Annotated in this window: 21 protein-coding genes; 1 reads left to right on the top strand and 20 read right to left on the bottom strand. The window is 72.9% G+C overall.

Annotation, left to right across the window (positions count from 1 at the left end; genetic code table 11):
• Positions 1–74: 74 nt before the first annotated feature.
• The 8 genes from ACQP2P_RS07440 to ACQP2P_RS07405 form a co-directional block, all read right to left on the bottom strand.
• A complete protein-coding gene (locus ACQP2P_RS07440; RefSeq protein ID WP_433614166.1) occupies positions 75–2,735 on the bottom strand; it encodes a DNA translocase FtsK 4TM domain-containing protein in 2,661 nt (886 codons plus the stop codon).
• A gap of 20 nt (positions 2,736–2,755) precedes the next feature.
• A complete protein-coding gene (locus ACQP2P_RS07435) occupies positions 2,756–3,127 on the bottom strand; it encodes a DUF2784 domain-containing protein (protein WP_433614165.1) in 372 nt (123 codons plus the stop codon).
• 1 nt (position 3,128) lies between these two features.
• A complete protein-coding gene (locus tag ACQP2P_RS07430) occupies positions 3,129–4,817 on the bottom strand; it encodes a ribonuclease J (protein ID WP_433614164.1) in 1,689 nt (562 codons plus the stop codon).
• Positions 4,814–5,767 (bottom strand): 4-hydroxy-tetrahydrodipicolinate synthase, encoded by a 954-nt coding sequence (gene dapA / locus ACQP2P_RS07425; protein ID WP_433614163.1) that lies wholly within the window; start codon positions 5,765–5,767, stop codon positions 4,814–4,816. The genes ACQP2P_RS07430 and dapA overlap by 4 nt, the downstream gene beginning before the upstream one ends.
• 36 nt (positions 5,768–5,803) lie before the next feature.
• Positions 5,804–6,541 carry an FAD-dependent thymidylate synthase gene (gene thyX / locus ACQP2P_RS07420; RefSeq protein WP_433084413.1) on the bottom strand — a complete coding sequence of 246 codons (738 nt, stop codon included), beginning with the start codon at positions 6,539–6,541 and terminating at the stop codon, positions 5,804–5,806.
• Between the two features lie 553 nt (positions 6,542–7,094).
• Positions 7,095–7,667 (bottom strand): DUF2752 domain-containing protein, encoded by a 573-nt coding sequence (locus ACQP2P_RS07415; protein WP_433614162.1) that lies wholly within the window; start codon positions 7,665–7,667, stop codon positions 7,095–7,097.
• A gap of 170 nt (positions 7,668–7,837) precedes the next feature.
• Entirely contained in the window at positions 7,838–9,073 is a 1,236-nt protein-coding gene (locus ACQP2P_RS07410; RefSeq protein ID WP_433614161.1) for a winged helix-turn-helix domain-containing protein, read from the bottom strand.
• Between the two features lie 794 nt (positions 9,074–9,867).
• Complete coding sequence (locus ACQP2P_RS07405; protein WP_433614160.1) at positions 9,868–11,223, bottom strand: glycosyltransferase 87 family protein; 1,356 nt, start codon at positions 11,221–11,223, stop codon at positions 9,868–9,870.
• 170 nt (positions 11,224–11,393) lie between these two features.
• Between ACQP2P_RS07405 and ACQP2P_RS07400 the strand changes: the two genes are divergently transcribed.
• The gene (locus ACQP2P_RS07400) at positions 11,394–12,005 is read left to right on the top strand and encodes an N-acetyltransferase family protein (RefSeq protein WP_433614159.1); all 612 of its coding nucleotides are present in this window, start codon (positions 11,394–11,396) and stop codon (positions 12,003–12,005) included.
• 47 nt (positions 12,006–12,052) lie between these two features.
• On the opposite strand, the gene dapB is transcribed toward ACQP2P_RS07400, so the two are convergent.
• From dapB to rbfA, 12 genes are all read right to left on the bottom strand, one after another.
• Positions 12,053–12,787, bottom strand: a complete 735-nt coding sequence (dapB, locus tag ACQP2P_RS07395; RefSeq protein ID WP_433619037.1) for a 4-hydroxy-tetrahydrodipicolinate reductase — start codon at positions 12,785–12,787, stop codon at positions 12,053–12,055.
• A gap of 26 nt (positions 12,788–12,813) precedes the next feature.
• Positions 12,814–14,133, bottom strand: coding sequence for a M16 family metallopeptidase (locus ACQP2P_RS07390; RefSeq protein ID WP_433614158.1), 1,320 nt, complete (start codon positions 14,131–14,133; stop codon positions 12,814–12,816).
• Positions 14,134–14,136: 3 nt separating this feature from the next.
• Positions 14,137–16,524, bottom strand: coding sequence for a polyribonucleotide nucleotidyltransferase (locus ACQP2P_RS07385; RefSeq protein WP_433614157.1), 2,388 nt, complete (start codon positions 16,522–16,524; stop codon positions 14,137–14,139).
• 211 nt (positions 16,525–16,735) lie between these two features.
• Positions 16,736–17,005, bottom strand: a complete 270-nt coding sequence (gene rpsO / locus ACQP2P_RS07380; protein ID WP_433216477.1) for a 30S ribosomal protein S15 — start codon at positions 17,003–17,005, stop codon at positions 16,736–16,738.
• 107 nt (positions 17,006–17,112) lie between these two features.
• Positions 17,113–18,060: a bifunctional riboflavin kinase/FAD synthetase gene (locus ACQP2P_RS07375; protein ID WP_433614156.1), complete on the bottom strand. Its 948-nt coding sequence runs from the start codon at positions 18,058–18,060 to the stop codon at positions 17,113–17,115.
• Positions 18,061–18,627: 567 nt separating this feature from the next.
• Positions 18,628–19,518, bottom strand: a complete 891-nt coding sequence (truB, locus tag ACQP2P_RS07370; protein WP_433614155.1) for a tRNA pseudouridine(55) synthase TruB — start codon at positions 19,516–19,518, stop codon at positions 18,628–18,630.
• A 17-nt stretch (positions 19,519–19,535) separates the two neighbouring features.
• On the bottom strand, positions 19,536–20,441 hold the full coding sequence (locus ACQP2P_RS07365; RefSeq protein WP_433614154.1) for a DUF3626 domain-containing protein: 906 nt from the start codon (positions 20,439–20,441) through the stop codon (positions 19,536–19,538).
• A gap of 4 nt (positions 20,442–20,445) precedes the next feature.
• A complete protein-coding gene (locus ACQP2P_RS07360; protein ID WP_433619035.1) occupies positions 20,446–21,732 on the bottom strand; it encodes an MATE family efflux transporter in 1,287 nt (428 codons plus the stop codon).
• A gap of 587 nt (positions 21,733–22,319) precedes the next feature.
• A complete protein-coding gene (locus ACQP2P_RS07355) occupies positions 22,320–22,523 on the bottom strand; it encodes a DUF6186 family protein (protein ID WP_433089895.1) in 204 nt (67 codons plus the stop codon).
• An 11-nt stretch (positions 22,524–22,534) separates the two neighbouring features.
• Positions 22,535–22,936, bottom strand: a complete 402-nt coding sequence (locus ACQP2P_RS07350; RefSeq protein ID WP_433614153.1) for a hypothetical protein — start codon at positions 22,934–22,936, stop codon at positions 22,535–22,537.
• 40 nt (positions 22,937–22,976) lie between these two features.
• On the bottom strand, positions 22,977–24,047 hold the full coding sequence (locus tag ACQP2P_RS07345; RefSeq protein WP_433614152.1) for a DHH family phosphoesterase: 1,071 nt from the start codon (positions 24,045–24,047) through the stop codon (positions 22,977–22,979).
• Positions 24,044–24,523: a 30S ribosome-binding factor RbfA gene (rbfA, locus tag ACQP2P_RS07340; RefSeq protein ID WP_433614151.1), complete on the bottom strand. Its 480-nt coding sequence runs from the start codon at positions 24,521–24,523 to the stop codon at positions 24,044–24,046. Before rbfA ends, ACQP2P_RS07345 begins: the two co-directional genes overlap by 4 nt.
• Positions 24,524–24,641 lie beyond the last annotated feature (118 nt).

Here is a 24,641-nt window from a genome sequence, read left to right as displayed (position 1 = left end):
CCCGAGCACCAGGGCGCAGGGGGCGAGGGCGTCGTCAGGCACACGACGGGGCGAGGCGTCGCCAAGGCCCGGCGTCAGTCGTCGTCTTCGGAGTCCTTCAGCGCGCTGAGCACCTCGCCGAGCGAGTCCGGCTTGATGAGCACGTCGCGGGCCTTCGAGCCCTCCGACGGGCCGACGATGCCGCGGGTCTCCATGAGGTCCATGAGGCGGCCCGCCTTGGCGAAGCCGACCCGCAGCTTGCGCTGCAGCATGCTCGTCGAGCCGAACTGGCTCGTCACCACGAGCTCGATCGCCTGGACGAGCAGCTCGAGGTCGTCGCCGATCTCCTCGTCGATCTTCTTCTTGCCCTCGTCCCGCTTGGTCGTCACGTCGGGCCGGAACTCGGGCTCGCGCTGATCCTTGCAGAACTTCACGACGTCGTTGATCTCGGTCTCGGAGACCCAGGCGCCCTGGATGCGGACCGGCTTCGACGCGCCCATCGGCAGGAACAGCCCGTCGCCGCGGCCGATCAGCTTCTCGGCGCCGGGCTGGTCGAGGATGACCCGCGAGTCGGCCAGCGACGACGTGGCGAAGGCGAGGCGCGACGGCACGTTGGCCTTGATCAGGCCGGTGACGACGTCGACGCTGGGCCGCTGGGTCGCGAGCACCAGGTGGATGCCGGCCGCGCGGGCCAGCTGGGTGATGCGCACCACCGAGTCCTCGACGTCGCGCGGGGCGACCATCATGAGGTCGGCGAGCTCGTCGACGACGACGAGCAGGTACGGGTACGGCCGGATCTCCCGCTCGCTGCCCGGCGGCGCGGTGATCTGCCCCGCGCGCACCTTGCGGTTGTAGTCGTCGATGTGCCGGACCCCGGCGGCCGCGAGGTCGTCGTAGCGCATGTCCATCTCGCTGACGACCCAGTCGAGGGCGTCGGCCGCCTTCTTCGGGTTCGTCACGATCGGCGTGACCAGGTGCGGGATGCCCTCGTAGCTGGTCATCTCCACCCGCTTCGGGTCCACCAGCAGCAGCCGCACCTCGTCCGGCGTCGCCCGGGTCAGCAGCGACACGAGCAGGCTGTTGAGGCAGCTGGACTTGCCCGCGCCGGTCGCGCCGGCGATGAGGATGTGCGGCATCTTGGCCAGGTTGGCCACGACGTAGCCGCCCTCGATGTCCTTGCCGAGCGCGACGACCAGCGGGTGGTGGTCGCTGGTCGCGGCCCGGGAGCGCAGCACGTCGCCGAGCGCCACGTTCTCGCGGTCGGAGTTGGGGATCTCGACGCCGACCGCGCTCTTGCCCGGGATCGGGCTCTGGATGCGCACGTCGGCCGACTTCACCGCGTAGGCGATGTTCTTCGACAGCGCCGTGATCCGCTCGACCTTGACGCCGTGGCCGATCTCGACCTCGTAGCGGGTGACCGTCGGGCCCCGGGTGAAGCCGGTGACCAGCGCGTCCACGCCGAACTGCTCGAACACGCCCTGCAGTGCGTGCATGACCTCGTCGTTGGCCCGGGTGCGCCCGCGCGGGGCGTCGCCGGTGCCGAGCAGGTCCGGGGGCGGCAGCTTGTAGTCGGCGTCGGTGAGCGCGAGCTGCTCGGCCCGCGTCGGCATCGGCGAGTGCTCCGGCGGCTCCTTCTCGGGCGCCGGGGCCTTCTCCTTCTTCTTGCGCCCCGCGGCGGGCATCCGCTGCAGCACGACGGTGTCGTGGACGATCTCGGGGTCGAGGTCGGGCGCGGCCGCGTCGAACTCGCCGGGGTCGAGGCCGAGCGGGTGCGGCAGCGGCTCGGGCTCGCCGTCGGCGCGGGCGCCCTGGCGGCGGCGGGCCGGAGCCCGGCGGGCGGGCCGCTCCTCGGGCTCGTCGTAGAGCTCCTCGAACTCCTCCTCGTCGTCGATGAGCGTCGGGTCCTCGACCCGGCCGAGCGCGAGGTCGCGCAGCTGGCGCCAGCGCTGGGGGATGCGGCTGATCGGCGTGGACGTCACGACCAGCAGACCGAACGCGGAGAGCAGCATCAGCAGGGGTACCGCGACCCAGGACGTGACCGCCATCTGCAGCAGCCCGCCCCCGCCGCGGCCGAGCAGGCCACCGGCCCGGTCCATGCGTGCCGGGAGCGTGGGGCTGCCCGCGACCAGGTGCATCAGGCCGGTGCCGCCGATGAAGAGGGCACCCCAGCCGATCAGTCCGCGTCCGCGGCGCTCGTCGGGGTCCTCGGTCGAGCGCATGATCCGGATGCCGCCGATGACGAGCAGCACCGGCAGTACCGCTGAAGCACCCCCGATGAACGTGTGGCAGATGTCGGCGAGCCAGCGGCCCACCGGCCCGGCCGCCTGGAACCACAGGGCCGCCGTGAGCAGCACCGCGAGCCCGATCACGGCCAGCCCGGCGCCGTCGCGGCGGTGCTCGGGATCGAGGTCGCGGGCGGTCGCCGCCTGCCGCCCGATCGCGCGGGCGCCCCAGCCGACGCTGTGCGCGAGCCCCATCCAGACCGCGATCATGCCCCGGCCGAACAGACCCAGGGGCGTGGCGACCATGGTCCCGGTCCGGCGCCGGCGCACGGGGGTCGCGGCGCGGGCGTTCGCTCGCGGGGCCGGCGAACTCGCCCGGCCGCGGGTCGCCTTCGCCGGGGCCGCCTTGGCCGCGGGCGTGGCCCGAGCACGGGGCGTAGTCGCGCGCTTCTGGGGGGTAGCACGCGTGTTCGAACCGCCGCGCGCGTTGGACGTGCCTCCGCCGCGGCCGGCCTGGGAGGTGCGGCCCGCCATGGACACACCGTATCGGGCGGCTACGACAATGTTCTCTCGGCGCGCCGGTGACGCAGCTTCGCGAGGGCGACCGCGTAGGAGAAGAGCACGATCACGCCGACCAGGACCTGCAGGAGGTGCGTGTACCGCTCGGGGTAGAGGACGTTCTCGATGTACGTGTCGATGAAGCCCTTGTCCCCCACCGCCTGCCCGGCCTTGCGGCGAGCCCAGTGCTCCACGACGGTGAGCGGGCAGGTCAGCGGGATCGACACGACGGCGAGTCCCCAGGCGGCGGCGGCCAGATGGGGCCAGAAGGCCCTGGGCCACCGCCAGACGAGGAACCCGCCGAGCACCACGTAGGCGAGGAAGCAGAAGTGCAGCACCAGGACCGTCGTCGCCAGCGCCGCGTACATCTCAGACCTCGACCACCGTCGGCACGATCATCGGGCGGCGCCGGTACGCCTCGTTGACCCAGCGGCCGACCGTGCGCCGCACGATCTGCTGCAGCTGGTGCGGGTCGGTGATGCCGTCGGTGGCCGCCCTGTTGAGGGCCTCGGTGACCAGCGGCAGCACGGCGTTGAAGACCGCGGGGTCGTCGGAGAATCCCTTCGCCGAGACCGTCGGACCGGCCACCACCTTGCCGGTGACGGAGTCGATCACGACCGTGGCCGCGATGAACCCGCCGTCGCCGAGGATGCGCCGCTCGGTCAGCAGCGACTCCCCCACGTCGCCGATGGCCAGGCCGTCGACGTAGACGTACCGCGACCGGATGTGGCCCACGAGACGCGCCTCGCCGTCGACGAGATCGACCACGTCGCCGTCCTCGCAGAGCACCACGCGCTCGTCGGGCACGCCGGCCTCCCGGGCCAGCTGCGCGTGCGCCCGCAGGTGCCGCCACTCGCCGTGCACCGGCATGAAGTTGCGCGGTTTCACGACGTTGAGCAGGTACAGCAGCTCGCCCGCGGGCGCGTGCCCGGAGACGTGCACCTTGGCGACGTCCTTGTGCACCACGATCGCGCCGGCTCGCGAGAGCTGGTTGATCACGCGGTACACCGCGGTCTCGTTCCCGGGGACCAGCGACGACGCGAGCACCACGGTGTCGCCCTCGCCGATGACGATGTGCCGGTGGTCGCCGTTGGCCATGCGGCCCAGCGCGCTCATCGGCTCGCCCTGCGATCCGGTCGACATGAGCACCACCCGCTCGGGCGGCAGGCTCATCGCCTCGTCGATCGCCACGACCAGCCCGTGCGGGATGCGCAGCAGGCCCAGGTCGCGGGCGATGCCCATGTTGCGCACCATCGAGCGGCCGATGAGGGCCACCTTGCGCCCGTGCGCGTGCGCGGCGTCGAAGACCTGCTGCACCCGGTGCACGTGGGAGGCGAACGAGGCGACGATGATGCGCCCGGTCGCGCGGCCGAAGATCCGCTCCAGCACCGGGCCGATCTCGCGCTCCGGGTTCACGAAGCCCGGGATCTCGGCGTTGGTCGAGTCCGACAGCAGCAGGTCGACGCCGGCGGCGCCGAGCCGCGCGAACCCGGCCAGGTCGGTGATCCGCCCGTCGAGGGGCAGCTGGTCCATCTTGAAGTCGCCGGTGTGCAGCACCGTGCCGGCCCCGGTGGTCACGGCGACCGCGAGCGCGTCCGGGATCGAGTGGTTGACCGCGAAGAACTCGCACTCGAACGGCCCCAGGCGCTCGACCTGCCCCTCGCGCACGGTCAGCGAGTAGGGCTCGATGCGCCGCTCGGCCAGCTTGGCCTCGACCAGGGCGAGCGTGAACTTCGAGCCGACGAGCGGGATGTCGGGCTTGTGGGCCAGCAGGTACGGCACCGCGCCGATGTGGTCCTCGTGCCCGTGCGTGAGCACGATCGCCTGAACCTGGTCCAGGCGGTCGAGGATCGAGGAGAAGTCGGGCAGGATGAGATCGACGCCGGGCTGCTCCACGTCGGGAAACAGCACGCCGCAGTCGATGACAAGCAGCTTGCCGTCGAACTCCAGCAGCGTCATGTTGCGGCCGATCGCGCCAAGCCCGCCCAGCGGGGTCACCCGCAGCGTGCCGGGCCCCGGAGGGGGTGGCGGATCGAGCTCGACGTGCGCCACCGTCATAGGGCCACTCCGAGGTCGTTGTGGTGCGCCATCTGTTCGGCCGAGCCGATGATGCGGCCCGCCTCGGCGCAATCTTCCCGCAACCGGCCGAGTTCCGCCGCATTCGCGCCCACGAGAGGCGGGCGGACCGGTCCGGCGGGCAGGCCGAGCAGCGTCAGGGCCACCTTGGTCAGGATGACACCCTGGGTGCGGAAGAATCCGCAGAACGCCGGCAGCAGCTGCAGGTGCAGTTCCCGCGCCCGCGCGACGTCGCCCGCCTCGTACGCCATGATCATGGCCTTGGTCTGCGGGCCGAAGATGTGCGTGGGCACGCCCACCACGCCGACCGCCCCGACCGAGAGCAGCGGCAGGGTGAGCTTGTCCTCGCCGGAGTAGTACGCCAGGTCGGTCCGCTTGATCACCCAGGCGGTCTCGCCGAGGTCGCCCTTGGCGTCCTTCACGGCGACGATGCGCTCGTGCTCGGCGAGCCGGCACATCGTCTCGGTCTCGATCGCCACACCGGAGCGACCGGGGATGTCGTACAGCATGACCGGCAGATCCGCCGCGTCCGCGACGGTCCGGAAATGGTGCTCGAGGCCGGCCTGGGGCGGCTTGTTGTAGTACGGCGTCACCACGAGCAGCCCGTCGGCGCCGGCCTTCTCGGCGGCCCGGGCGAGCTCGACGGTGTGTGCGGTGTCGTTGGTGCCGACGCCGGCGATCACGTGCGCCCGGTCCCCGACGGCCTCCACGACCGCACGGAGCACCCGGTCCTTCTCCGCGTCGCTCGTGGTGGCCGACTCGCCGGTCGTGCCGTTGACCACCAGGCCGTCGTGCTCCTGCTCGTCGACCAGGTGGGCGGCGAGCCGAGCGGCGCCGTCGACGTCGAGCGAACCGTCAGGCCCGAACGGCGTGACCATCGCGCTGAGCAACCGGCCGAACGGCCGGCCGGGGACGGAACCGGTGCGTGTCATACGCACAACCTAGCGGAAGCCCAAGCGAAGCATTTCTCAAGATTCCCAGGTGTACTGCGGCGACGCCACCTCGGTCCCGTCAGCGAGCTCGCTGATCGTGAAATCCCCGAACACGCTGGGCGCGACCCGCTGCAGTTCCCGCAGGCAGGCGACCGCCACCTCGCGGATCTCCACGTCGGCGCCCTCGCTCGCGCGCATGGTCACGAAGTGCCGCCAGGCCCGGTAGTTCCCGGTCACCACGATCCGCGTCTCGGCCGCGTTGGGCAGCACCGCCCGCGCCGCCTGCCGCGCCTGCTTGCGCCGCGAGGTCTTGTTCTCGACGTCGGCGAACTTGGCCTCGAGCCCCTCGAGCAGCTCGTTGTAGGCCTTGAGCGCCGCCTCACCCGCCTCGACGAACGTCTTGTGCAACGCCGGGTCCTCGGCGATCACGGCCGGCTCGACCATGACCTGCTCGCGCCCGGGCACGTACCGCTGGGACAGCTGCGAGTAGGAGAAGTGCCGATGCCGTACGAGCTCGTGCGTGAACGACCGCGAGACGCCGGTCAGGTAGAACGTCACGGTGCCGTGCTCGAGCACGCTCAGATGCCCGACCTCGAGGATGTGCTTGAGGTATCCGGCGTTCGTGGCGGTCGCCGGGTTCGGCTTGCTCCACGACTGGTAGCACGCGCGGCCGGCGAACTCGGCGAGCGCCTCCCCACCTTCGGCGTCGGTTTCCCAGGGCACGTCGGAGGGCGGCTCGAAGTGCGTCCAGGCGATGGCTTTGACGGAGAGCATTCGCAGAGCGTACTTGCCCTGAGGGTCCCGGCTGTCAAGCCCTGCCGGGCGGAGTCGCCGATCACACCACCGCGCCACCTCACACCACCGCGGACACGGCACCGTGCCGGCGAGCGCGCCCGGGCGGAGGCGTTCGGGGCGTCGGCGGCGCCGGCGTGAGCGGACCGCGCGGGAGCGCGGCGCGGGGCGGCGCGGGCGCGGGGCGGCGCGGGCGCGGGGCGGCGCGGGCGCGGGGCGGCGCGGGCGCGGGCGCGGGGCGGCGCGGGAGCGCGGCGCGGCGCGGGCGCGGGCGCGGGGCGGCGCGGGAGCGCGGCGCGGGGCGGCGCGGGCGCGGGCGCGGGGCGGCGCGGGAGCGCGGCGCGGGGCGGCGCGGGCGCGGGCGCGGGGCGGCGCGGGAGCGCGGCGCGGGAGCGGGGCGGCGCGGGAGCGGGGCGGCGCGGGCGCGGGAGCGGGACGGCGCGGGGGCGAGAGCCCTGTGGGAGAGCGCGGCGCGGGCGGGGTTGCTGGACCGCGCCGCGCCCGGTGGCCGGGCTGAGCATGGCGCGCGGGGTGGCTACACGAAAAAGTAGGTGAACGGGGCCCACGGGAGGTTGCGCAGGATGCTGAAGATCAGCCAGGCGACCAGGAAGCCGATCAGCGCGCCGTTCGAGATGCGCAGCATGGGCAGCTTGAAGCGCAGGTTCAGCTTGTTCACGGTCCAGGCGACGTAGAGGTACGCCAGGAACGGGGCGGCGAAGACCAGCATGGCGTGGTGGTGGGCGGCCGCGGGGATGTCGCCGTGCAGCATGTACCACGCGGCGCGGGTGCCGCCGCAGCCCGGGCAGTCGAAGCCGGTCAGCAGCTTGACCAGGCACGTCGGCGGGTCGGAGGCGCCGGCGCTCGTGGGCTTCATGAGCAGCGTGTACGCCACGCCGCCCGAGATCAGCGCACCCACCCCGGCCGGGCCGGCCCAGGCGGGCAGGCGCTCGATCAGGCGCTGGAAGCGGCCCTTGGGAGGCTGGTAGGCATAGTGGTACACCGGCGGCAGCGACACGCTCGTGGGCGTGGTGGGCGCGCCCAGCTCGGGCACGTCGGGGAGCACTCCCTCGAGTGACCCGGGCGCGGGGGCCGACATCGGTGACGTCACAAAACCAAGCTACACCGGCCCGGCCAGGCATCGACCATCCGGAAGGCCCGCGAGATCAATCCGAAGGGCGACAACCCGGCGCGGAACGAGCCTGCAGATGCTCTCCCGCACCCACCCCACGCTCGCCGCCGCCGGGCTGCTGCCCGTAGCCGAGGCCGGAGAGCTGGGGCCTAGGGCAGCGACGTGGCCGAGGACAACGCCTTGGCCAGGGGCTCGGCGAAGTCGCCGCGCTGGGGCAGGTCCACCTCCGTCAGGCCCAGCCAGCCCGCCAACCGCCACAGCTCCGCCGCCAGCGCCTCGGCGACCTCGCCCGGAGGCGGCGCGCCTCGGCCCTTGAGGGGCTCGATCCACGCCGCCGGGACCTGCAGCACGCCGGCCTTGCGGTCCGCCTTGAGGTCGACGCGGGCCACCAGGCGGTCGCCGAGGAGGAAGGGGAGGACGTAGTACCCGTACAACCGCTGCAACGGAGGCACGTAGATCTCGATGCGGTAGTTGAACCCGAACAGGCGCTCGACCCGGGCGCGCTCCCACATCAGCGGGTCGAAGGGGCTCACCAGGGTCGCGGCGGTGATGCGGCGCGGGGCCCGGGCCTCGGCGTGCAGATAGGCGCGCGGCGTCCAGCCCTCGACCTCGACGGGGACGAGCTCCCCCGCCTCCACCAGGTCGGCGATCGCCTGGCGGGCACCGGCCAGCGGGAGCCGGAAGTAGTCGCGCAGCTCCGGCTCGGCGGCCACGCCCAGGCCGCGGGCGGCGACGCGGACCAGCTCCCGGTACGACTCCTCGTCACTCGGCGTGGGTGCGTTCACGATCTCGGGCGGCAGGATGCGCTCCGGCACGTCGTAGACGCGGGCGAAGGCGGAGTTGCGGCGGGCGACGCTCACCTCGCCGGTGTAGAAGAGCCACTCGATCGCGGTCTTGGTGTCGGACCAGTTCCAGCCCCAGTGGTCCTTGCGCCGCGGCTGCACCAGGTCTCCTTCGACCTCGGCGGCGCTCATCGGCCCCTTGGCGCGGATCTTCTCGAGCACCCAGCGGACGAGCTCGGGCTGCTCACGGGCGATGCGCTGCATCCGGCCCCATGCGGCACCGGAGCGCATGCGCCAGCGCAGCATCGGCTGGAGCCGGACGGGCACGAGGGAGGCCTCGTGCGCCCAGTACTCGAACAGCTCCCGCGGCCGGCGATAGGCCAGCCGGTCCAGGAGGGCCGGGTCGTAGGGCCCGAGGCGGCTGTAGGCGGGCAGGTAGTGCGCGCGCTGGACGATGTTGACCGAGTCGATCTGCAGCAGCCCCGTGCGCTCCAGCACGCGGCGCAGGTGGCGGCGCTCGGGGACGGCCCCGGGCACCCGGTCGGCGAAGCCCGAGGCGGCCAGGGCGATCCGGCGGGCCTGGGTCAGCGTCAGGTACTCCATCGCCAAGGAGGCTAGCGCGAGGGTATGACAAAATTTGGATTCCGGCATTTCGCCTGACGGGGGATAAATCCGATAAGTCGTGGCGCGGAGCGCCCGACTTATCGGCAAGTACCGCGGAGCGCAGCGCAAGCACCCCGGGCGGCGCGCAAAACAGCGCATCACACGCAGCGCAGCACGGCCCCGCCCGGCGCAGCACGGCCCCGCCCGGCGCAACACGGCCCCGCCCGGCGCAACACGGCCCCGCCCGGCGCAACACGGCCCGGCCCAGCGCGGGCCAGCGCGGCCGAGCCCGGCCCAACCCGATCAGCCCAACCCGGCGAAGCGTGGCGCATCCCGGCGCGGCCCAGCCCGGCGCGGCCCAGCCCGGCGCGGCCCGGCACGACGCGGCCCGCCCAACCCGACCCGGGGCGGCCCCTGCGCATCCCGGGGCCCAGCCCGACGCGGCCCAGCCCGACGCGGCCCGCCCAACCCGACCCGACCCGGCGCAGCGCGGTCCAGAGCGGCGCGGAGCGGCCCGCCGCGGCCCACCCCGACCCGGCGCAGCCCGGTCCAGCCCGGCCCAGCCCTACACCGGCCAGCCCTACGCGGGCCAGCGCGGTGCCGACCAACGCGACGCCGAACGGAGCAGAGAGCACCGCGGAGTGCAGCGCGGCGCGGAGAACACCCCAGCGGGGAGAGCACCAAATGCGCGGAGCAGCCGAGCGGAGCGTCCGACCCATCGCCGAACTAGAGCGGCCCGGCGCCCCCGCAGCAGCAGGGAGTCGCCGGGCCGAGCAGAGCAGAGCAGCAAGCAGCTAAGCGCCGACCAAGGGCCGCCGCGGCGCCTCCTGGGCGTGGAACGCCTCGGTCACCTTGCGGTCGATCTCCACGAGGTCGGGGTCGGGCACGTCCTCGACGCTCGGGCCGCCCGCCTCCCCCGGCTCGCCCGAAGGCCGCTGGCTCGCCCCGGTGTCCGCGGGCTCCCGGATCGGCAGGCCGAACAGGAGGCCGATCATCAGCAGGATGTACGCGTTGCTGCCGATCAGGCCGAGCCCGTCGAACTTCGCGTGGAAGGCCCACGGCGTGCGGCTGCACAGCAGCGCGAACGAGAACCCGAAGAGGATCGCGAGGTTGCGCCGGCGCCGGGGGTCGAGTGAGCGGTCGGTCGCGTAGTCGAAGAGCACCACGATCGCGGGGATGGTCCACACGAGGTGGTGGATCCAGGTGATCGGGCTGACCATGCACCCCACGAGCCCGGTCAGGGCCAGGCCGGCGACCTCGTCACGGTGCTTGACGGCGCGGCGGGCGCGCCAGTACCACACCGCGAGCGTGATCAGCACGAGCAGCAGCCACAGCGGCTTCATCGGCTCCGGGTTGAAGATCCGCCCGACGAGGCCGGTGAGCGCCTGGTTCGACACGAACGTCGGCGAGCCCACGCGGTCGGTGTTCCACACCGCGTCGGTCCAGAAGACCCGGGAGGCGTCGGGGGCGAACGTCGCCGCGAGCCAGGTCGCGGCCGTGGCGGTCGCGGCCGAGACGGCGGCGGCGCGCCAGCGGCGGGTGATCACCAGGTAGACGATGAACACGCCCGGGGTGAGCTTGATCGCGGTGGCCAGGCCGATGCCGATGCCGCCGAGCTTGTGCCCGTTGCGCACCAGCAGCATCACATCGGCGACCACGAGGAACAGCACGAGGATGTTGACCTGGCCGAAGTTCACGGTCTCGCGCACCGGCTCGAAGGCCGCGGCGAGCGCCATGGCGATGCCCATCGCGTACCAGTACGACCAGCCCTGTCGCTTGAACACCGGGCCGAGCAGCCAGGTGAAGATCGCGAGCATGGCCACGACGTTCATGGTCACGCTGATCACGATGGCGGTGTTCCAGCTGATCAGCGACATCGGCGTCATGAGCGCGGCGGCGAACGGCGGATACGTGAAGCCGTACGGCGTGCCGGGCGTCAGGTAGTCGTAGATGTCTCCGCCGCGGTTGACCCAGTAGTCCATCGCGCCGTAGTAGACCTTGAGGTCGAAGAACCCGTTGCGTGCCGCGGCCACCAGCAGGAAGCCCCACACGACGGCCCAGACGGCCACCACGATGAGCGCCTTCCGGACGCCGGGCCGCAGCCTGGGCCGGACGGCGCTCGCTTCGGCGTCCCGTCCCCGCTCCGCCACCTGATCTGCCCTCCTACTCGCCGCTGCCGACATCCAACCTAGGCCGAGACTGCCATCAAAGCCTCAGAGTTCCGTCACAGAAGAACCAACGGTCTCGCAGGCCGAACTGTGACGTGCGGGCGCTACCCCGCCGAGTCGTGCTTCACACAAAATCCGTAGGCTGCTGCTTCATGACGCTCGGGTTCGTCCGTCCGGCGCGGCTCGACGACGTCGTCGAGATCGCGCGTGTTCAACTCTCGACCTGGCGGGTCGCGTATCGGCGACTGCTGCCCAAACACGTCCTCGACCGTCTGGACGAGGACTGGATTGCCCGCCGGTGGCGAGACGCAATCGCGGAGCCACCGAGTCCGAAGCACCGGGTGCTCGTGGCGGTGGAGCAGGTCGATTCGCCCGGCTCCCAGCCAGAGTCAGCATACGTCGTGGGCTTTGCCGCGTCAGGTCCGGCAGACGACAGCGTGCTCGCTCCGGACGAAGATCACACCGTCCTTGACAAGGCATTTGCGTCCGCCGCGGCCATCACGGACGTGCTGGTCGAGCCCCGTTGGGGGCGCCGCGGCCACGGCAGCCGTTTGCTGGCGGCAAGTGTGGATTTGTGGCGCTCTGACGGATTCACGACAGCACTTGCGTGGACGTTCGCTGACGACGGTGTTACGCGTCGATTTCTCGAGGGTGCCGGCTGGGCGCCCGACGGGGTCGGGCGATCGCTGGACATCGATGATCTGCTGGTGCCGCAGGTGCGGTGGCACACGTCACTCGAGGAAGCGCCCGTTATCGACGCGTGACGGTGTTGCGGCCCAATGGTGGCCCACCGTTCCCAGCATGTGGACAATCAGGCGAGCAGCTCACCGAGCCCGACCGTGAGGCCCGGGCGGGTGATGACGGAGCGCACTGCCAGCAGTACACCGGGCATGAACGAGACCCGATCGTAGGAGTCGTGCCGCAGGGTCAGGGTCTCCCCCGCGGTGCCGAAGAGCACCTCCTGGTGGGCGACCAGGCCGGTGGCGCGCAGCGCGTGCACGCGGACGCCCTCGACGTCGCTGCCGCGGGCGCCGGCCATCTCCTCCTTGGTCGCGTCGGGGACCGGCCCCAGGCCGGCCTCGGCGCGCGCCTCGGCGATGATCTGCGCGGTGCGCAGGGCGGTGCCGCTGGGGGCGTCGATCTTCTTGGGGTGGTGCATCTCGACGATCTCGACCGACTCGAAGTGCCGGGCGGCCTTGGCGGCGAACTCCATCAGCAGTACCGCCCCGATGGCGAAGTTCGGCGCGATCACGATCCCGAGGCCGGGCCGGGCGGCGAGCTTGTCCCGCACCAGCTCGATGCGCTCGGTGGTGAACCCGGACGTGCCGACCACCAGGTTGACGCCGTGCTCGAGGCACCAGTCGATGTTGCCGAACACCGCGTCGGGCGTGGTGAAGTCCACGACCACCTGCGCGTCCGCCATCGCGTCGAGGCTGTCGCCGGCGTCGGCGGTGGCCACGAGCACCATGTCGTCGGCCCCGCTGACGGCCTTGCACACCTCGGTGCCCATGCGGCCGCGCGCACCAAGAACCCCGACCCGGATCATCTCAGTCACGCGACCAAACTAGCGGGTCAGCTCAGGGCGTCCGCGAAGGCCCCTGGCTCGAAGTCACCGATGACGGCCAGCGACATCGGGCGCGCCAGCAGCTCCTCGGTGACCTTGCGGACCTGCTCGGGGGTGACCTCGTCGACGCGGCGCAGCACCTCGTCGACGGAGAGCAGCTCGTCGTACAGCAGCTCGCCCTTGCCCAACCGGCTCATGCGCGAGCCGGTGTCCTCGAGTCCGAGCACCACGGCGCCCTTGAGCATGCCCTTGCCCCGCTCGACCTCGGCGTCGGTGAGGCCCTCGGCCGCGATCCGGGTGAGCTCCTCGCGGGTGATGGCGAGGACCTCCTCCACCTTGCCGGGCGCGCACCCGGCGTACACGCCGAAGAGACCGGCGTCGCTGTACTGCGACGTGAAGGAGTACACCGAGTAGGCGAGGCCGCGCTGCTCCCGGATCACCTGGAACAGCCGGCTCGACATGCCGCCGCCGAGCACGTTGTTGAGCGCGCCGAGCGCCCAGCGGTCCTCGTGCTGGCGCGGGTACCCCGAGCAGCCCAGCACCAGGTGCGCCTGCTCGGTGTCCTTGTTGCGCACGACGACCTGCCCGGAGCGCGTCGGCACCTTGGCGGTGCGCGAGCGCCGGGGCGCGGGCACGGCCGCGTCGCCCCAGCCGGCCCGGTCGAACGCCGCGCGGACGGCCCGGACCACCTTGGCGTGGTCGAGGTTGCCCGCGGCGGCGATGACCATCGTCTCGGGCCGGTACCGGCGGCGGTAGAAGCCGTCGATCTGCTTACGCGTCAGCGCCGAGATGCTCGGCACGGTGCCGGAGATCTGGCGGCCGAGCGGGTGCGTGCCGTACACGGCCTCGGTGAAGACGTCGTGCACCTCGTCGCCGGGCTCGTCGTCGTGCATGGCGATCTCCTCGAGGATCACCCCGCGCTCGACCTCGACGTCCGCCTCGGTCAGCACCGAGTCGGTCACGAGGTCACAGACGACGTCGATGGCCAGCGGCAGATCCGCGTCGAGCACCCGCGCGTAGTAGCACGTGTACTCCTTCGCGGTGAACGCGTTCGTCTCCCCGCCGACCGCCTCGATCTGCGCGGAGATGTCCAGCGCGGTGCGCCGCTTGGTGCCCTTGAACAGCAGGTGCTCGAGGAAGTGCGAGACGCCCGACAGCGTGGGCGTCTCGTCCCGCGAGCCGATGCCGACCCAGACCCCGAACGAGACGCTGCGCATCGCGGGGATCGACTCGGTCAGGATCCGCAGCCCGTTGGGCAGCACGGTACGGCGTACCGTGCCGCCCAGCGGGTCGTCGGACAACGTCTGGGTCGTTGCTCGACTCGCCATAGGTCAGTCGCGCCGGCTGCGCCGACGACGGAACTCGCCGCCCTCGCCACCCTCTTCGCCGGCCGGGGCACCGCCCTCGCCACCCTCGGCGGACTGACGAGGAGCGCGGTCGCCACGGTCGCGCCGCGGGCCACGGTCACCGCGGTCACCACGGTCGCCGCCGCTGCGGGCCGGACGCTCGCCACCCTCGGCCGGCGCCGGCGGCTGCTCGCCCTCGGCCAGCACCTTGTCGAGGTAGATCTTGCCGCGGTTGTCGATGTCCGCGATCTGCACCTCGACCTTGTCGCCGACGTTGAGGAAGTCCTCGACCTTGTCGACGCGCTTGCCGTTGCCCACCTTGGAGATGTGCAGCAGGCCGTCACGGCCCGGCAGCAGCGAGATGAAGGCGCCGAACGCGGCCGTCTTCACCACGGTGCCGAGGAACTTGTCGCCGACCTTCGGCATGGTCGGGTTGGCGATCGCGTTGATCCGCTCGACCGCGGCCTCGGCCGACGGGCCGTCGGTCGCGCCGACGTAGATCGTGCCGTCGTCCTCGATGCTGATCTCGGCGCCGGTCTCGTCCTGGATCGCGTTGATGGTCTGGCCCTTGGGGCCGATCACCATGCCGATCTTGTCGACCGGGATGCGCACCGTGGTGACCCGCGGCGCGTACTGGCTCATGCCCGCCGGCGACTCGATCGCCTCGGCCATCACGTCGAGGATGACGTGCCGCGCGTCGTGGGCCTGCTGCAGGGCACCGGCCAGCACGTCCGACGGGATGCCGTCGAGCTTGGTGTCCAGCTGCAGCGCGGTGACGAATTCACGGGTGCCGGCGACCTTGAAGTCCATGTCGCCGAACGCGTCCTCGGCGCCGAGGATGTCGGTCAGCGTGACGTACGACGTCTTGCCGTCGACCTCGTCGGAGATCAGGCCCATCGCGATGCCCGCGACCGGCGCCTTGAGCGGCACGCCGGCCGACAGCAGCGCCATGGTGGAGGCGCAGACCGAGCCCATGCTGGTCGAGCCGTTGGAGCCCAGCGCCTCGGAGACCTGCCGGATCGCGTACGGGAACTCCTCGCGCGTCGGCAGGACCGGGATCAGGGCCCGCTCGGCGAGCGCGCCGTGGCCGATCTCGCGACGCTTCGGGGCGCCCACGCGGCCGGTCTCACCGGTGCTGTACGGCGGGAAGTTGTAGTTGTGCATGTAGCGCTTGGACTTCTCCGGCGCCAGGGTGTCCAGCGTCTGCTCCATGCGCAGCATGTTCAGCGTGGTGACGCCCAGGATCTGGGTCTCGCCGCGCTCGAACAGCGCCGAGCCGTGCACGCGGGGCAGGACCTGCACCTCGGCGGTCAGCGGCCGGATGTCGCGCGGGCCGCGGCCGTCGATGCGGACCTGCTCACGCAGCACGCGGGCGCGGACCTCGTTCTTGGTCAGCGACCGCAGCGCGGCGCCGATCTCCTTCTCGCGCCCCTCGAGCTGGCCGGCGACGCGCTCGAAGGCGGCCTCCTTGACCCGGTCGAGGGCCTCCTCGCGCTCCGCCTTGCCGGCGATGCGCAGGGCCTCGGCGACCTCGTCCCTCACCGCGCCGGCGACGGCCTCGTAGGCGTCGGGCTGGTAGTCGAGGAAGGTCGGGAACTCCTGCACCGGCTTCGCGGCCACGTCGGCCAGCTCGGCCTGGGCCCGGCACAGCTCGCGGATCGCGGGCTTGGACGCCTCGAGACCACCGGCGACGACCTCCTCGGTCGGCGCGGGCGCGCCGCCGGCGACGAGGGCGACGGTGTGCTCGGTGGCCTCGGCCTCGACCATCATGATCGCGACGTCACCGTCGGGCAGGACCCGGCCGGCGACGACCATGTCGAACGTGGCGCGGGCGAGCTCCTCGACGGTCGGGAAGGCCACCCACTGCCCGTCGATGTGGGCCATGCGGGTCGCGCCGATCGGGCCGGAGAACGGCAGGCCCGACAGCTTGGTCGACAGCGAGGCGGCGTTGATGGCCACGACGTCGTACGGGTGGGCCGGGTCGAGCGCGAGCACCGTCTCGACGACCTGGACCTCGTTGCGCAGGCCCTTGACGAAGGACGGGCGCAGCGGGCGGTCGATGAGGCGGCAGGTGAGGATCGCGTCCTCGCTGGGCCGGCCCTCGCGGCGGAAGAACGAGCCGGGGATGCGCCCGGCCGCGTACATGCGCTCCTCGACGTCCACCGTGAGCGGGAAGAAGTCGAACTGGTCCTTGGGCTGCTTGCCGGCGGTCGTCGCGGACATCACGACGGTCTCGCCGAGCTGGGCCAGGGCCGAGCCGGCCGCCTGACGGGCGAGGCGCCCGGTGGAGAAGGTGATCTCCCGGGTGCCGAACGAGCCGTTGTCGATGACGGCCTTGCTGCTGTGGGTACCGAGAGTGCTTTGCTCGGTCATCTGTGGTGTAGCTCCCTTTGGGTCGTTGGTTCGCCCTCGGCGGAGCTGTCTGCGGCCGGTCTTCGATCGAAGCTCACGGGGTGAGTCGTTCACCCGGAAGCCACTACCGAGGACCGGTGCGCCGACCCGCTCGGCGGGGCGCTGCCATTTCAGTGTGTCACTACTCGACGGGGGAGCGGCGGATCTCCGCCACTCCCCCGTTTGCGAGTCGTTATCGCCGCAGGCCGAGCCGCTCGATGAGCGAGCGGTAGCGGGCGATGTCGCTGCGCTGCAGGTAGTTCAGCAGGCGGCGGCGCCGGCCGACCAGCAGGAGCAGGCCGCGGCGGCTGTGGTGGTCGTGCTTGTGCTGCTTGAGGTGCTCAGTGAGGTCCGCGATCCGCTTGGTCAGCATCGCCACCTGGACCTCGGGCGAACCGGTGTCGCCCTCGACCGTGGCGTACTTGCCCATGATCTCGGTCTTCTGCGCAGAGTCGAGCGCCATAATCTCCCTTTGCCGTGGATTCGTCGGCCGGCTCCCGCGGCGTCGTGCAGGCAGCCTGACCCCCGCCGGTCACCCGGCGTCAATCCAAGGCTAACAGACCGACCGGTTCACGCCTGCACCGGACCGTTGCGCAGCACCTCGCGGGTCTGCTCGACATCCTCCGCGATCTGCGCGATGAGCGGCTCGACGCCCTGGTAGACGCGCTGCTCGCGCAGACGGTCGGCGAAGTCGAGGCTCACCCGCTCCCCGTACAGGTCACCCTCGAAGTCCAGCACGAACGCCTCGACGCGCCGCTCCTTGCCGGAGAAGGTCGGGTTGGTGCCGATCGACACCGCCGCCGGCAGCCGGGCGCCGTCGCGGTCCCGGTTGAGCCAGGCCGCGTAGATGCCGTCCGCGGGCACCGCCGAGCGGGCCGGGACGAGCAGGTTCGCGGTGGGAAAACCCAGCTCGCGACCCCGCTGGTCACCCCGGACCACGACACCCTCGAGCCGGTGCGGCCGGCCGAGCGCGCGCGCCGCCGCCACGACGTCACCCGCGTCGACGCAGCTTCGGATGTACGTCGAGGAGAACACCGTCCCCTCGTCCGCGACGAGCGGCGCTCCCTCGACCGCGAACCCGAACGTGCGCCCGAGCCGCGTGAGCAGTTCGACGTCGCCGGCCTGCCGGTGGCCGAACCGGAAGTTCTCGCCGACCACGACCAGGGCCGTGTGCAGGTGCTCGACCAGCGCGTCGTGGACGAACTCCTCCGGCTCCAGCCGCGAGTACTCCGCCGTGAACGGGATCACGCACAGCACGTCGACGGCGAGCGCCTCGATGAGCTCCGCCTTGCGCGCGGGCTCGGTGAGCACGGCCGGGTGCGAGCCGGGGCGCACGACCTCGGCCGGGTGCGGGTCGAACGTGACGACGACCGAGCGCACGCCGAGCTCGCCGGCCCGCTTCACGGCGTGGCCGACGATCTGCTGGTGGCCGCGGTGGACGCCGTCGAAGACCCCGATCGTCGTGACCGCGCGACCCCATCCCCCGGGCGCCGCCTGCGTTCCCCGCCACCGTTGCATGCCGCTGAGCCTACTTGGCCGCCCCGCCGCCCTTCCCGGCGGCGCGGCAGCACCCGTCCCGGCGGCGCGGCAGCGTCCTTCCCGCGACGCCTTTCCCGGCGCGGCCGCGTCCTTCCCGCGACGCCTTTCCCGGCGGCGTGGCAGCATCCTCCCGGAGGCGCCTTTCCCGACGGCGCCCTTCCCCACAGCACCTTTCCCGGCGGTGCCCTTCCCCACCGCGCCTTTCCCGACGGCGCCCTTCCCCACCGCGCCTTTCCCGGCGGCGCGACGGCGTCCTACCCCCGCGGCGCGGCAGCGCCCTCCACCGCGTGCCGTCCCCGGCGGCGCGACGGCGTCCTCCACACAACACGGCACCCCCGCCCCCGCAGCACGGCACGGCCTCCCCGCAGCACGGCACCCCCTCCCCGCAGCACGGCACGGCCTCCCCCCGCGGCGCGGCCTCCCCCCGCGGCGCGGCCGCGTCCTTCCCGCAGCGCGTCGGATCGCGCCCAATAGGACTTATGGCCCGTCGGGGTATAAATACGAAATGTCGCGGCGCGGCAGCGCCCGACATCTCGCGCTCACCCGCTAAGGCACGAGCACGATCTCCGGGCGGGCCTTGCCGTCGCGCTCCTGGACGATCGCGAGCACGGTGCCGTCCGGGGCGAAGACCGCGTACGGCTCCGCGATCCCGATCGGCGCGAGCGGCCCGCCGTGCGACAGCACGCGAGCCTCGTCCGGCGAGGCGTCCCGGCGCGGGAAGCAGCGGTCCGCGGCGGCCGGCAGCGGCATGGTCACGGGGTCCTCGAGCGCGGCGAGCTCGTCCAGGGTCGCGGCCTCGGCCAGCGTGAAGGCGCCCACCGCGGTGCGCCGCAGCGCCGTCAGGTGCCCGCCCACGCCCAGGGCCGCGCCCAGGTCGCGCGCGAGGGCGCGGATGTACGTGCCCGAGGAGCAGGCCACGTCCACATCGACGTCCACGTGCGCGCCCGCGCGGCGCACGGCGAGCACGTCGAGGCGGGAGACGGTCACGGGCCGGGCGGCGAGCGCGACCTCCTCGCCGGAGCGGACGCGGTGGTAGGAGCGGACGCCGCCGACCTTGATGGCCGACACGGCGCTCGGGACCTGCAGGATCTCGCCGCGCAGCGGGGCCAGGGCGGTGTCGAGGTCCGCGTCGGTGACCGTCGAGGCGTCCGTGCGCGCGACGACCTCGCCCTCGGCGTCGTCGGTGACCGTGGACTCGCCGAGGCGGATCGTGGCCGTGTACTCCTTCGTGCTCCCGATCACGTACGTCAGCAGCCGCGTCGCCTTCTCCACGCCGACGATGAGCACGCCGGTGGCCATCGGGTCGAGGGTGCCGCCGTGCCCGACCCGCCGCGTCCGCGCGATCCGGCGCATGCGCGACACGACGTCGTGCGAGGTCATGCCGCCGGGCTTGTCTACGACGACAAGGCCGCCCGGGGTCGCCGCCTTCTGAGCCATGCGCGACACCCTAACGGTCAGCCGAACCGCACGAGGCAGTGCCACAAGTACTTGAGCGACTGCAGCACCTCGGGCGGGGAGCCCCAGGGCCCGGGGTCGCGGGCGGCCGCCCCGATGAGCGCCGGGTCCACGATCGCCACCCCGTAGTGCGCGCACAGCGAGCGGGCGAGCACCGGGACCTCGGGTCCGCGGAACTCGGCCGGGATGTCGGCGGGGGCGAGGCGGAAGCCGGGGCGCCACTCGACCCGCAGGCCGTAGCGCGCGGTGAGCTCGGCCGCGGCTTCGGCGGTACCGCATCCGGAGTCCTTGAAACAACTGTCCAGCACCAGCGCCTCGACGTCGTCGGCCAGGCGCACGGGGCCGTGGATCTGGGCCTCGACGTAGTGGTCCAGCGCGCGCCCGGGCCCGCCCGGCCGCGGCCGGCTCAGCGCGTCCGCGCCGTGGTGGGCGTGCAGCGCGGCGAGCACGGCGCCGAACGCGTCCGCGGTCCCGGCCTCAGTCGGGTGCCGGGCGCTGTCGCCGAAGGTGAACGTCGCCCACTGCCGCACGTGCGGGCGCAGCCGCAGGTGGGCCGAGCCGAAGCGGGGTGCGGCGCCGTCGTCGTGGTGCAGGAGGTTGAGCGCGCCGTACTTCGGGCGGTCGGGCGGGCGGACGCCGGGCCGCTGGTAGGCGCCGCCGAACATCCGCTGCTCCCAGCCGTCGCGGTCGCCGCCCGGGAACGCGGTCAGGCCGCCGTTGGAGATGCCGGTCTCGAACTGGCTGCGGAAGCGCCCGTCGGCGAGGAGGCCGCCGATGACGGTACGGCCGCCGGCGCTGCGGTCCGGGTGGAAGTTGATCGTGATGGGCGCGTCGACGCCGAGGGCCGGGCCCCCGCCGCGCCCGCGCACGTAGGCGACGGCCTCGACCTGCGCCTCGGTCAGCACCGCGTCATCGTACGGCGCCGGCCACCGCCCAGCGGTCCCCCGCGAGCCGCCACAGCAGCCCGGCGAGGCGCAGCGCGATGAACAGCGTGAGCGCCGCCCACACGCCGCGCAGGCCGGCGCCGAGCAGGTACGCCAGCCAGATCCCCGGCAGGAACCCGCCCAGCGCGCTGACGAGCGTGAGGTTGCGCAGGTAGCCGACGTCCCCGGCGCCGAGGAAGACCCCGTCGAGAGCGAACACGACGCCCGCGGCCGGCATCATCGCCACGAAGAACCACCAGGCGTGGCGGGCCTGGGCGTACACCTCCGGGTCGGCCCCGAACCACGGCCGCACGGCGAGCAGCGCGGCCGCGACGAGCACCGCGAACCCGGCGCCGGCGATGAGCCCGGCGACCGTGATCCGCCGGGCGAGGTGGCGCGCCTCGGCCACGCGCTCGCCCCCGAGCGCGGCCCCGACGAGCGACTGGGCCGCGATGGCCAGCGCGTCGAGGGCGAGCGCGGTGAAGAAGAACAGTTGGATGGCGATCTGGTGGGCGGCGAGCGCGGCGTCGCCGAAGCGGGCCGCGACCGCGGACGCGGACAGGAAGCAGGCCTGGAACGCGGCGCCGCGCAGCAGCAGGTCGCGCCCGAGCGCGAGCTGGCGGCCGATGACCGCGAGGTGGGGGCGCAGCGCGACGCGCTCGGAGACGAGCGCCCGCACGAACAGCAGCCCGACGACGGTCTGGGCGGTGACGTTGGCGACGGCGGAGCCGGTGAGGCCGAGGCCGGCCGGGTACACCAGCAGCGGGCACAGCGCGGCGGAGAGCGCGTTGGCGGCGAGCACGTAGTAGAGCGGGCGGCGGGTGTCCTGCACGCCGCGCATCCAGCCGTTGCCGGCGGTGCCGAGCATGAGCCCGGGCGCGCCGAGCGCGGCGATGCGCAGCCAGCCCTCGGCGGTGGACGCGACCTCGCCCGCCCCGCCCGCGAGGGCGCGGGTGAGCGGGCCGGCCGCGGCCTCGAGCACGAGCAGGATGACGACGCCGCCGCCGAGCGCGAGCCAGGAGGCCTGGACGCCCTCCTCCACCGCCGCCGTGCGCTGCCCGGCCCCGAAGCGGCGGGCGGCGCGGCCGGTGGTGCCGTAGGCCAGCACGGTGCCGAGCCACACGGCGAACGACATGACGGCGCCGCCGATGGCCAGCCCGGCGAGCTGGGTGCGCCCGAGGTGGCCGACGACGGCGGTGTCGACGAGGACGTAGAGGGGTTCGGCGGCGAGTACCACGAGCGCCGGGATGGCCAGCGCGGCCACCCGGCGCATCGTGGGAGCCTGATCGACCGTCACCCGGTCATCGTAAGGTCTGGTATTGCTCCCGGCAGTTACCGGACGGCACAACCTCCGGGAAACCTTGACGTCGCACAGGGCGTCCCGGCTTCCCGGAGCTTGCGTCGGATCGGGCGCTCAGCCGCGGCGGTCCATGGACATCTGCAGCGCGGCGCGGGCGCGCTCCCGGGTGTCGGCGGCCGGCTCCTGCGGCTTCGGCTGGGGCTTCTGCTGGTCAGGCATGACGCTGGTCTCCTCTGGAGCATGGTGCTGATGGTCGGTGCGCAGTCGGTCGCGCCGGGGTCGCCGGTGGACACGCGCCGCACACGCCAAGGAGACCGACGTGGGTGGTGTCGGCCTGCTGACAGTGGTGGCTGCGCACGCATTTCCTCGCTTCCGGCAGCGTTGATCGGGCCGTGTCACCCGCCGCCGGTTCCGCCGCCTAGGAGCGGCGCGCCCGGGGCGGGCAGCGAAGAATTCGTACTGTGCGCATATCCCTAAGTTATCGTTCAGGTCCAGTATGTGCGACGTTATCCCGCGATCTGGAACGGCGTGTCGCGGTCGCGGAAGATCGATTTCCCAGCTCAGCGGGCCAGGAAGTGCCAGCCGAGCCACCACCAGAAGCCGAACATGGCGATGCGGCCGACGGGGAGCGGGCCCACCCGGTAGCGCATGACGATCCCGCACACGTCGCCGATGCCGGGCACCCGGGAGCCCTCGCGCCGGGAGGCGATCTCGACCGCCGCGAAGAGCCCGAGCGCCACGGTGAACAGCACGGCGACGAGCACCTGCCCGGCGCTCACCGGCGCACCATCGCCCAGAACGCCCACAGCCAGCCGAAGTAGGCGGCGGCGCGGGCCCAGTAGTGCTCGAGCACCGGGTCGGCGAGGCGGGAGAGGGTCGGGTACGCCTGCGACCCGTTGAGGAACGTCGCGCCCTCGACGATGCCGAAGAGCAGTAGCGGCACCAGCCACCAGGCCGCCGCGCGGGGCAGCCGGGCCGGCGACGCCCGGCGCGTCACCGCGGCCGACATGCCGAGCCAGAACAGCGCTCCGCCGGTGGCGAGGACGAGCAGGTTGGCCCGCAGCCCGAACGACGGCGATGCGCCCCCGACGAGCGAGATGAGGGCGAAGACGGGCGTCAGCACAACCGGCCGGGCCCAGGCCCGGTCGACCTCCGCGGCAAGCTCGGGTCGGTCCATGTATCGATTGTCACCGCAATGGATGCGTCCGGGCCAGCCGTTATGTCCCGGAGATTCTCCCGGAGTTCACCCTGATCCCGGCCGGGGCCGGCAGCAGCCCGCGGATGGCGTCGAGGACGTCCTCGACGCGCCCGGACGCGCTGAACCCCGCGGCGAAGCGATGCCCGCCGCCGCCCAGGGCCACAGCCACCGCGCTGACGTCGACGCCGCCCTTGCTGCGCAGCGAGACCGACCACTCCTGCGGGCGCACCGGCTTGACCACGCAGGCGACGTCGGCCTCGGCGACCGTGCGCACGGTGTCGATGAGCGCCTCGACGGCCGGTGGCGGCTGGTCGTGGGCGGCGAGGTCGTCGACGGTGAGGTACGTCCACGCGAGCCCCAGCCCGCCCGCCGCCTCCGGCTCGAGGACCGTGCGGGCGAGAGCGACGCCGAAGAGCCGCAGCGCGCCGATCGGGCGCGTGTCGAACAACCGCCGCGAGATCTCCCCGACGTCGATGCCGGTCGCGATGAGCCGCGCCGCGAGCTCGTGCACGGCCGGGGTGGTGGAGGCGAACTTGAACGACCCGGTGTCGCTGGCCAGGGCCACGTAGAGGCACTCGGCGACGGCGGGGTCCAGCGCTACGCCCAGACGGCGGAGCAGCCCGTCGGAGAGCATCGCCGTGGCGGCCGCCGCGGGGTCCACGAGATTGATCCGCCCGAAGCCCGGGTTGGAGGCGTGGTGGTCGAGCACGATGCCGACGGGCGCGGCGCGCAGCCGGTCGGCCAGGCCGCCGAGCCGCTCGATGCTCGCCACGTCGAACACGAGCATCGCGTCCGGGGCCGGGTCGGCGTCCTCCTCGGCGACGAGCAGGTCGGTGCCGGGCAGCGTGTCGAACGGTGCGGGGAGGCGCGGCGGCCCGGGGAACGTGGCCGCGAGGTGCCCGATGCCCAGCTCCCCCGCGACCGAGCGCAGCCCGAGCGCGACGCCGAGCATGCTGCCGAGCGCGTCACCGTCGGGGTTCACGTGGCAGGCGAGCAGCACCCGCGCGCCGGGCGGCAGCCCGCGCAACGCCGCGACGGCCGCCGCCCACGCATCCTGCGACGGGTGCACGGCGGCCGTCGCGGCGTTCACCGCCGGTCCTGGCCCACGACGACCTCGTCGTCGGCGTCCACGTCGTCCGCGTCGGCCTCGTCGTCGAGCTTGTAGGGTTGCGGGTCGCCCGCGTAGCGCGCGCCGGCCGCGAGGCGCTGCACCTCGGCGTCGGCGGTGCGAGCGCTGGCCAGCAGCTCGTCGATGTGCTTGACCTGGTCGGACACGTCGTCGTGCACGAACGCCAGGCTCGGCGAGTGCCGCAGCCCGAGCGCCTTGCCGACGGTCGAGCGCAGCAGACCCTTCGCGCTCTCCAGGGCGGCCGCGGTGCCCGCCTGGGCAGCCGTGTCGCCGAGCACGGTGTAGAACACGGTCGCCTCGCGCAGATCGGCAGTGATCCGCGCGTCGGTGATCGTGATCATGCCCAGCCGCGGGTCCTTGATCTGCGTCCGCACCACCGATGCGACCAGTTCTCGCACGCGCTCGGCGTGCCGCCGCACCTTCGCCGGATCCGTCATCTCGAACACCTCCGCAGCCAAACGGCCCGCCGGCCGGCCCCAAGGCCGGCCCGCCGGACCTGAAGATCTGACCAACGCCTTGACAGTACCCGCGCCCCGCCCGTGCAGCCGCGTCCGG

This window comes from Dactylosporangium sp. CA-139114 (assembly GCF_050955725.1).
Lineage (GTDB): Bacteria > Actinomycetota > Actinomycetes > Mycobacteriales > Micromonosporaceae > Dactylosporangium.
The sequence above is the reverse complement of the archived record's forward strand: the minus strand, read 5'-3'. Positions and strand labels throughout refer to the sequence as shown.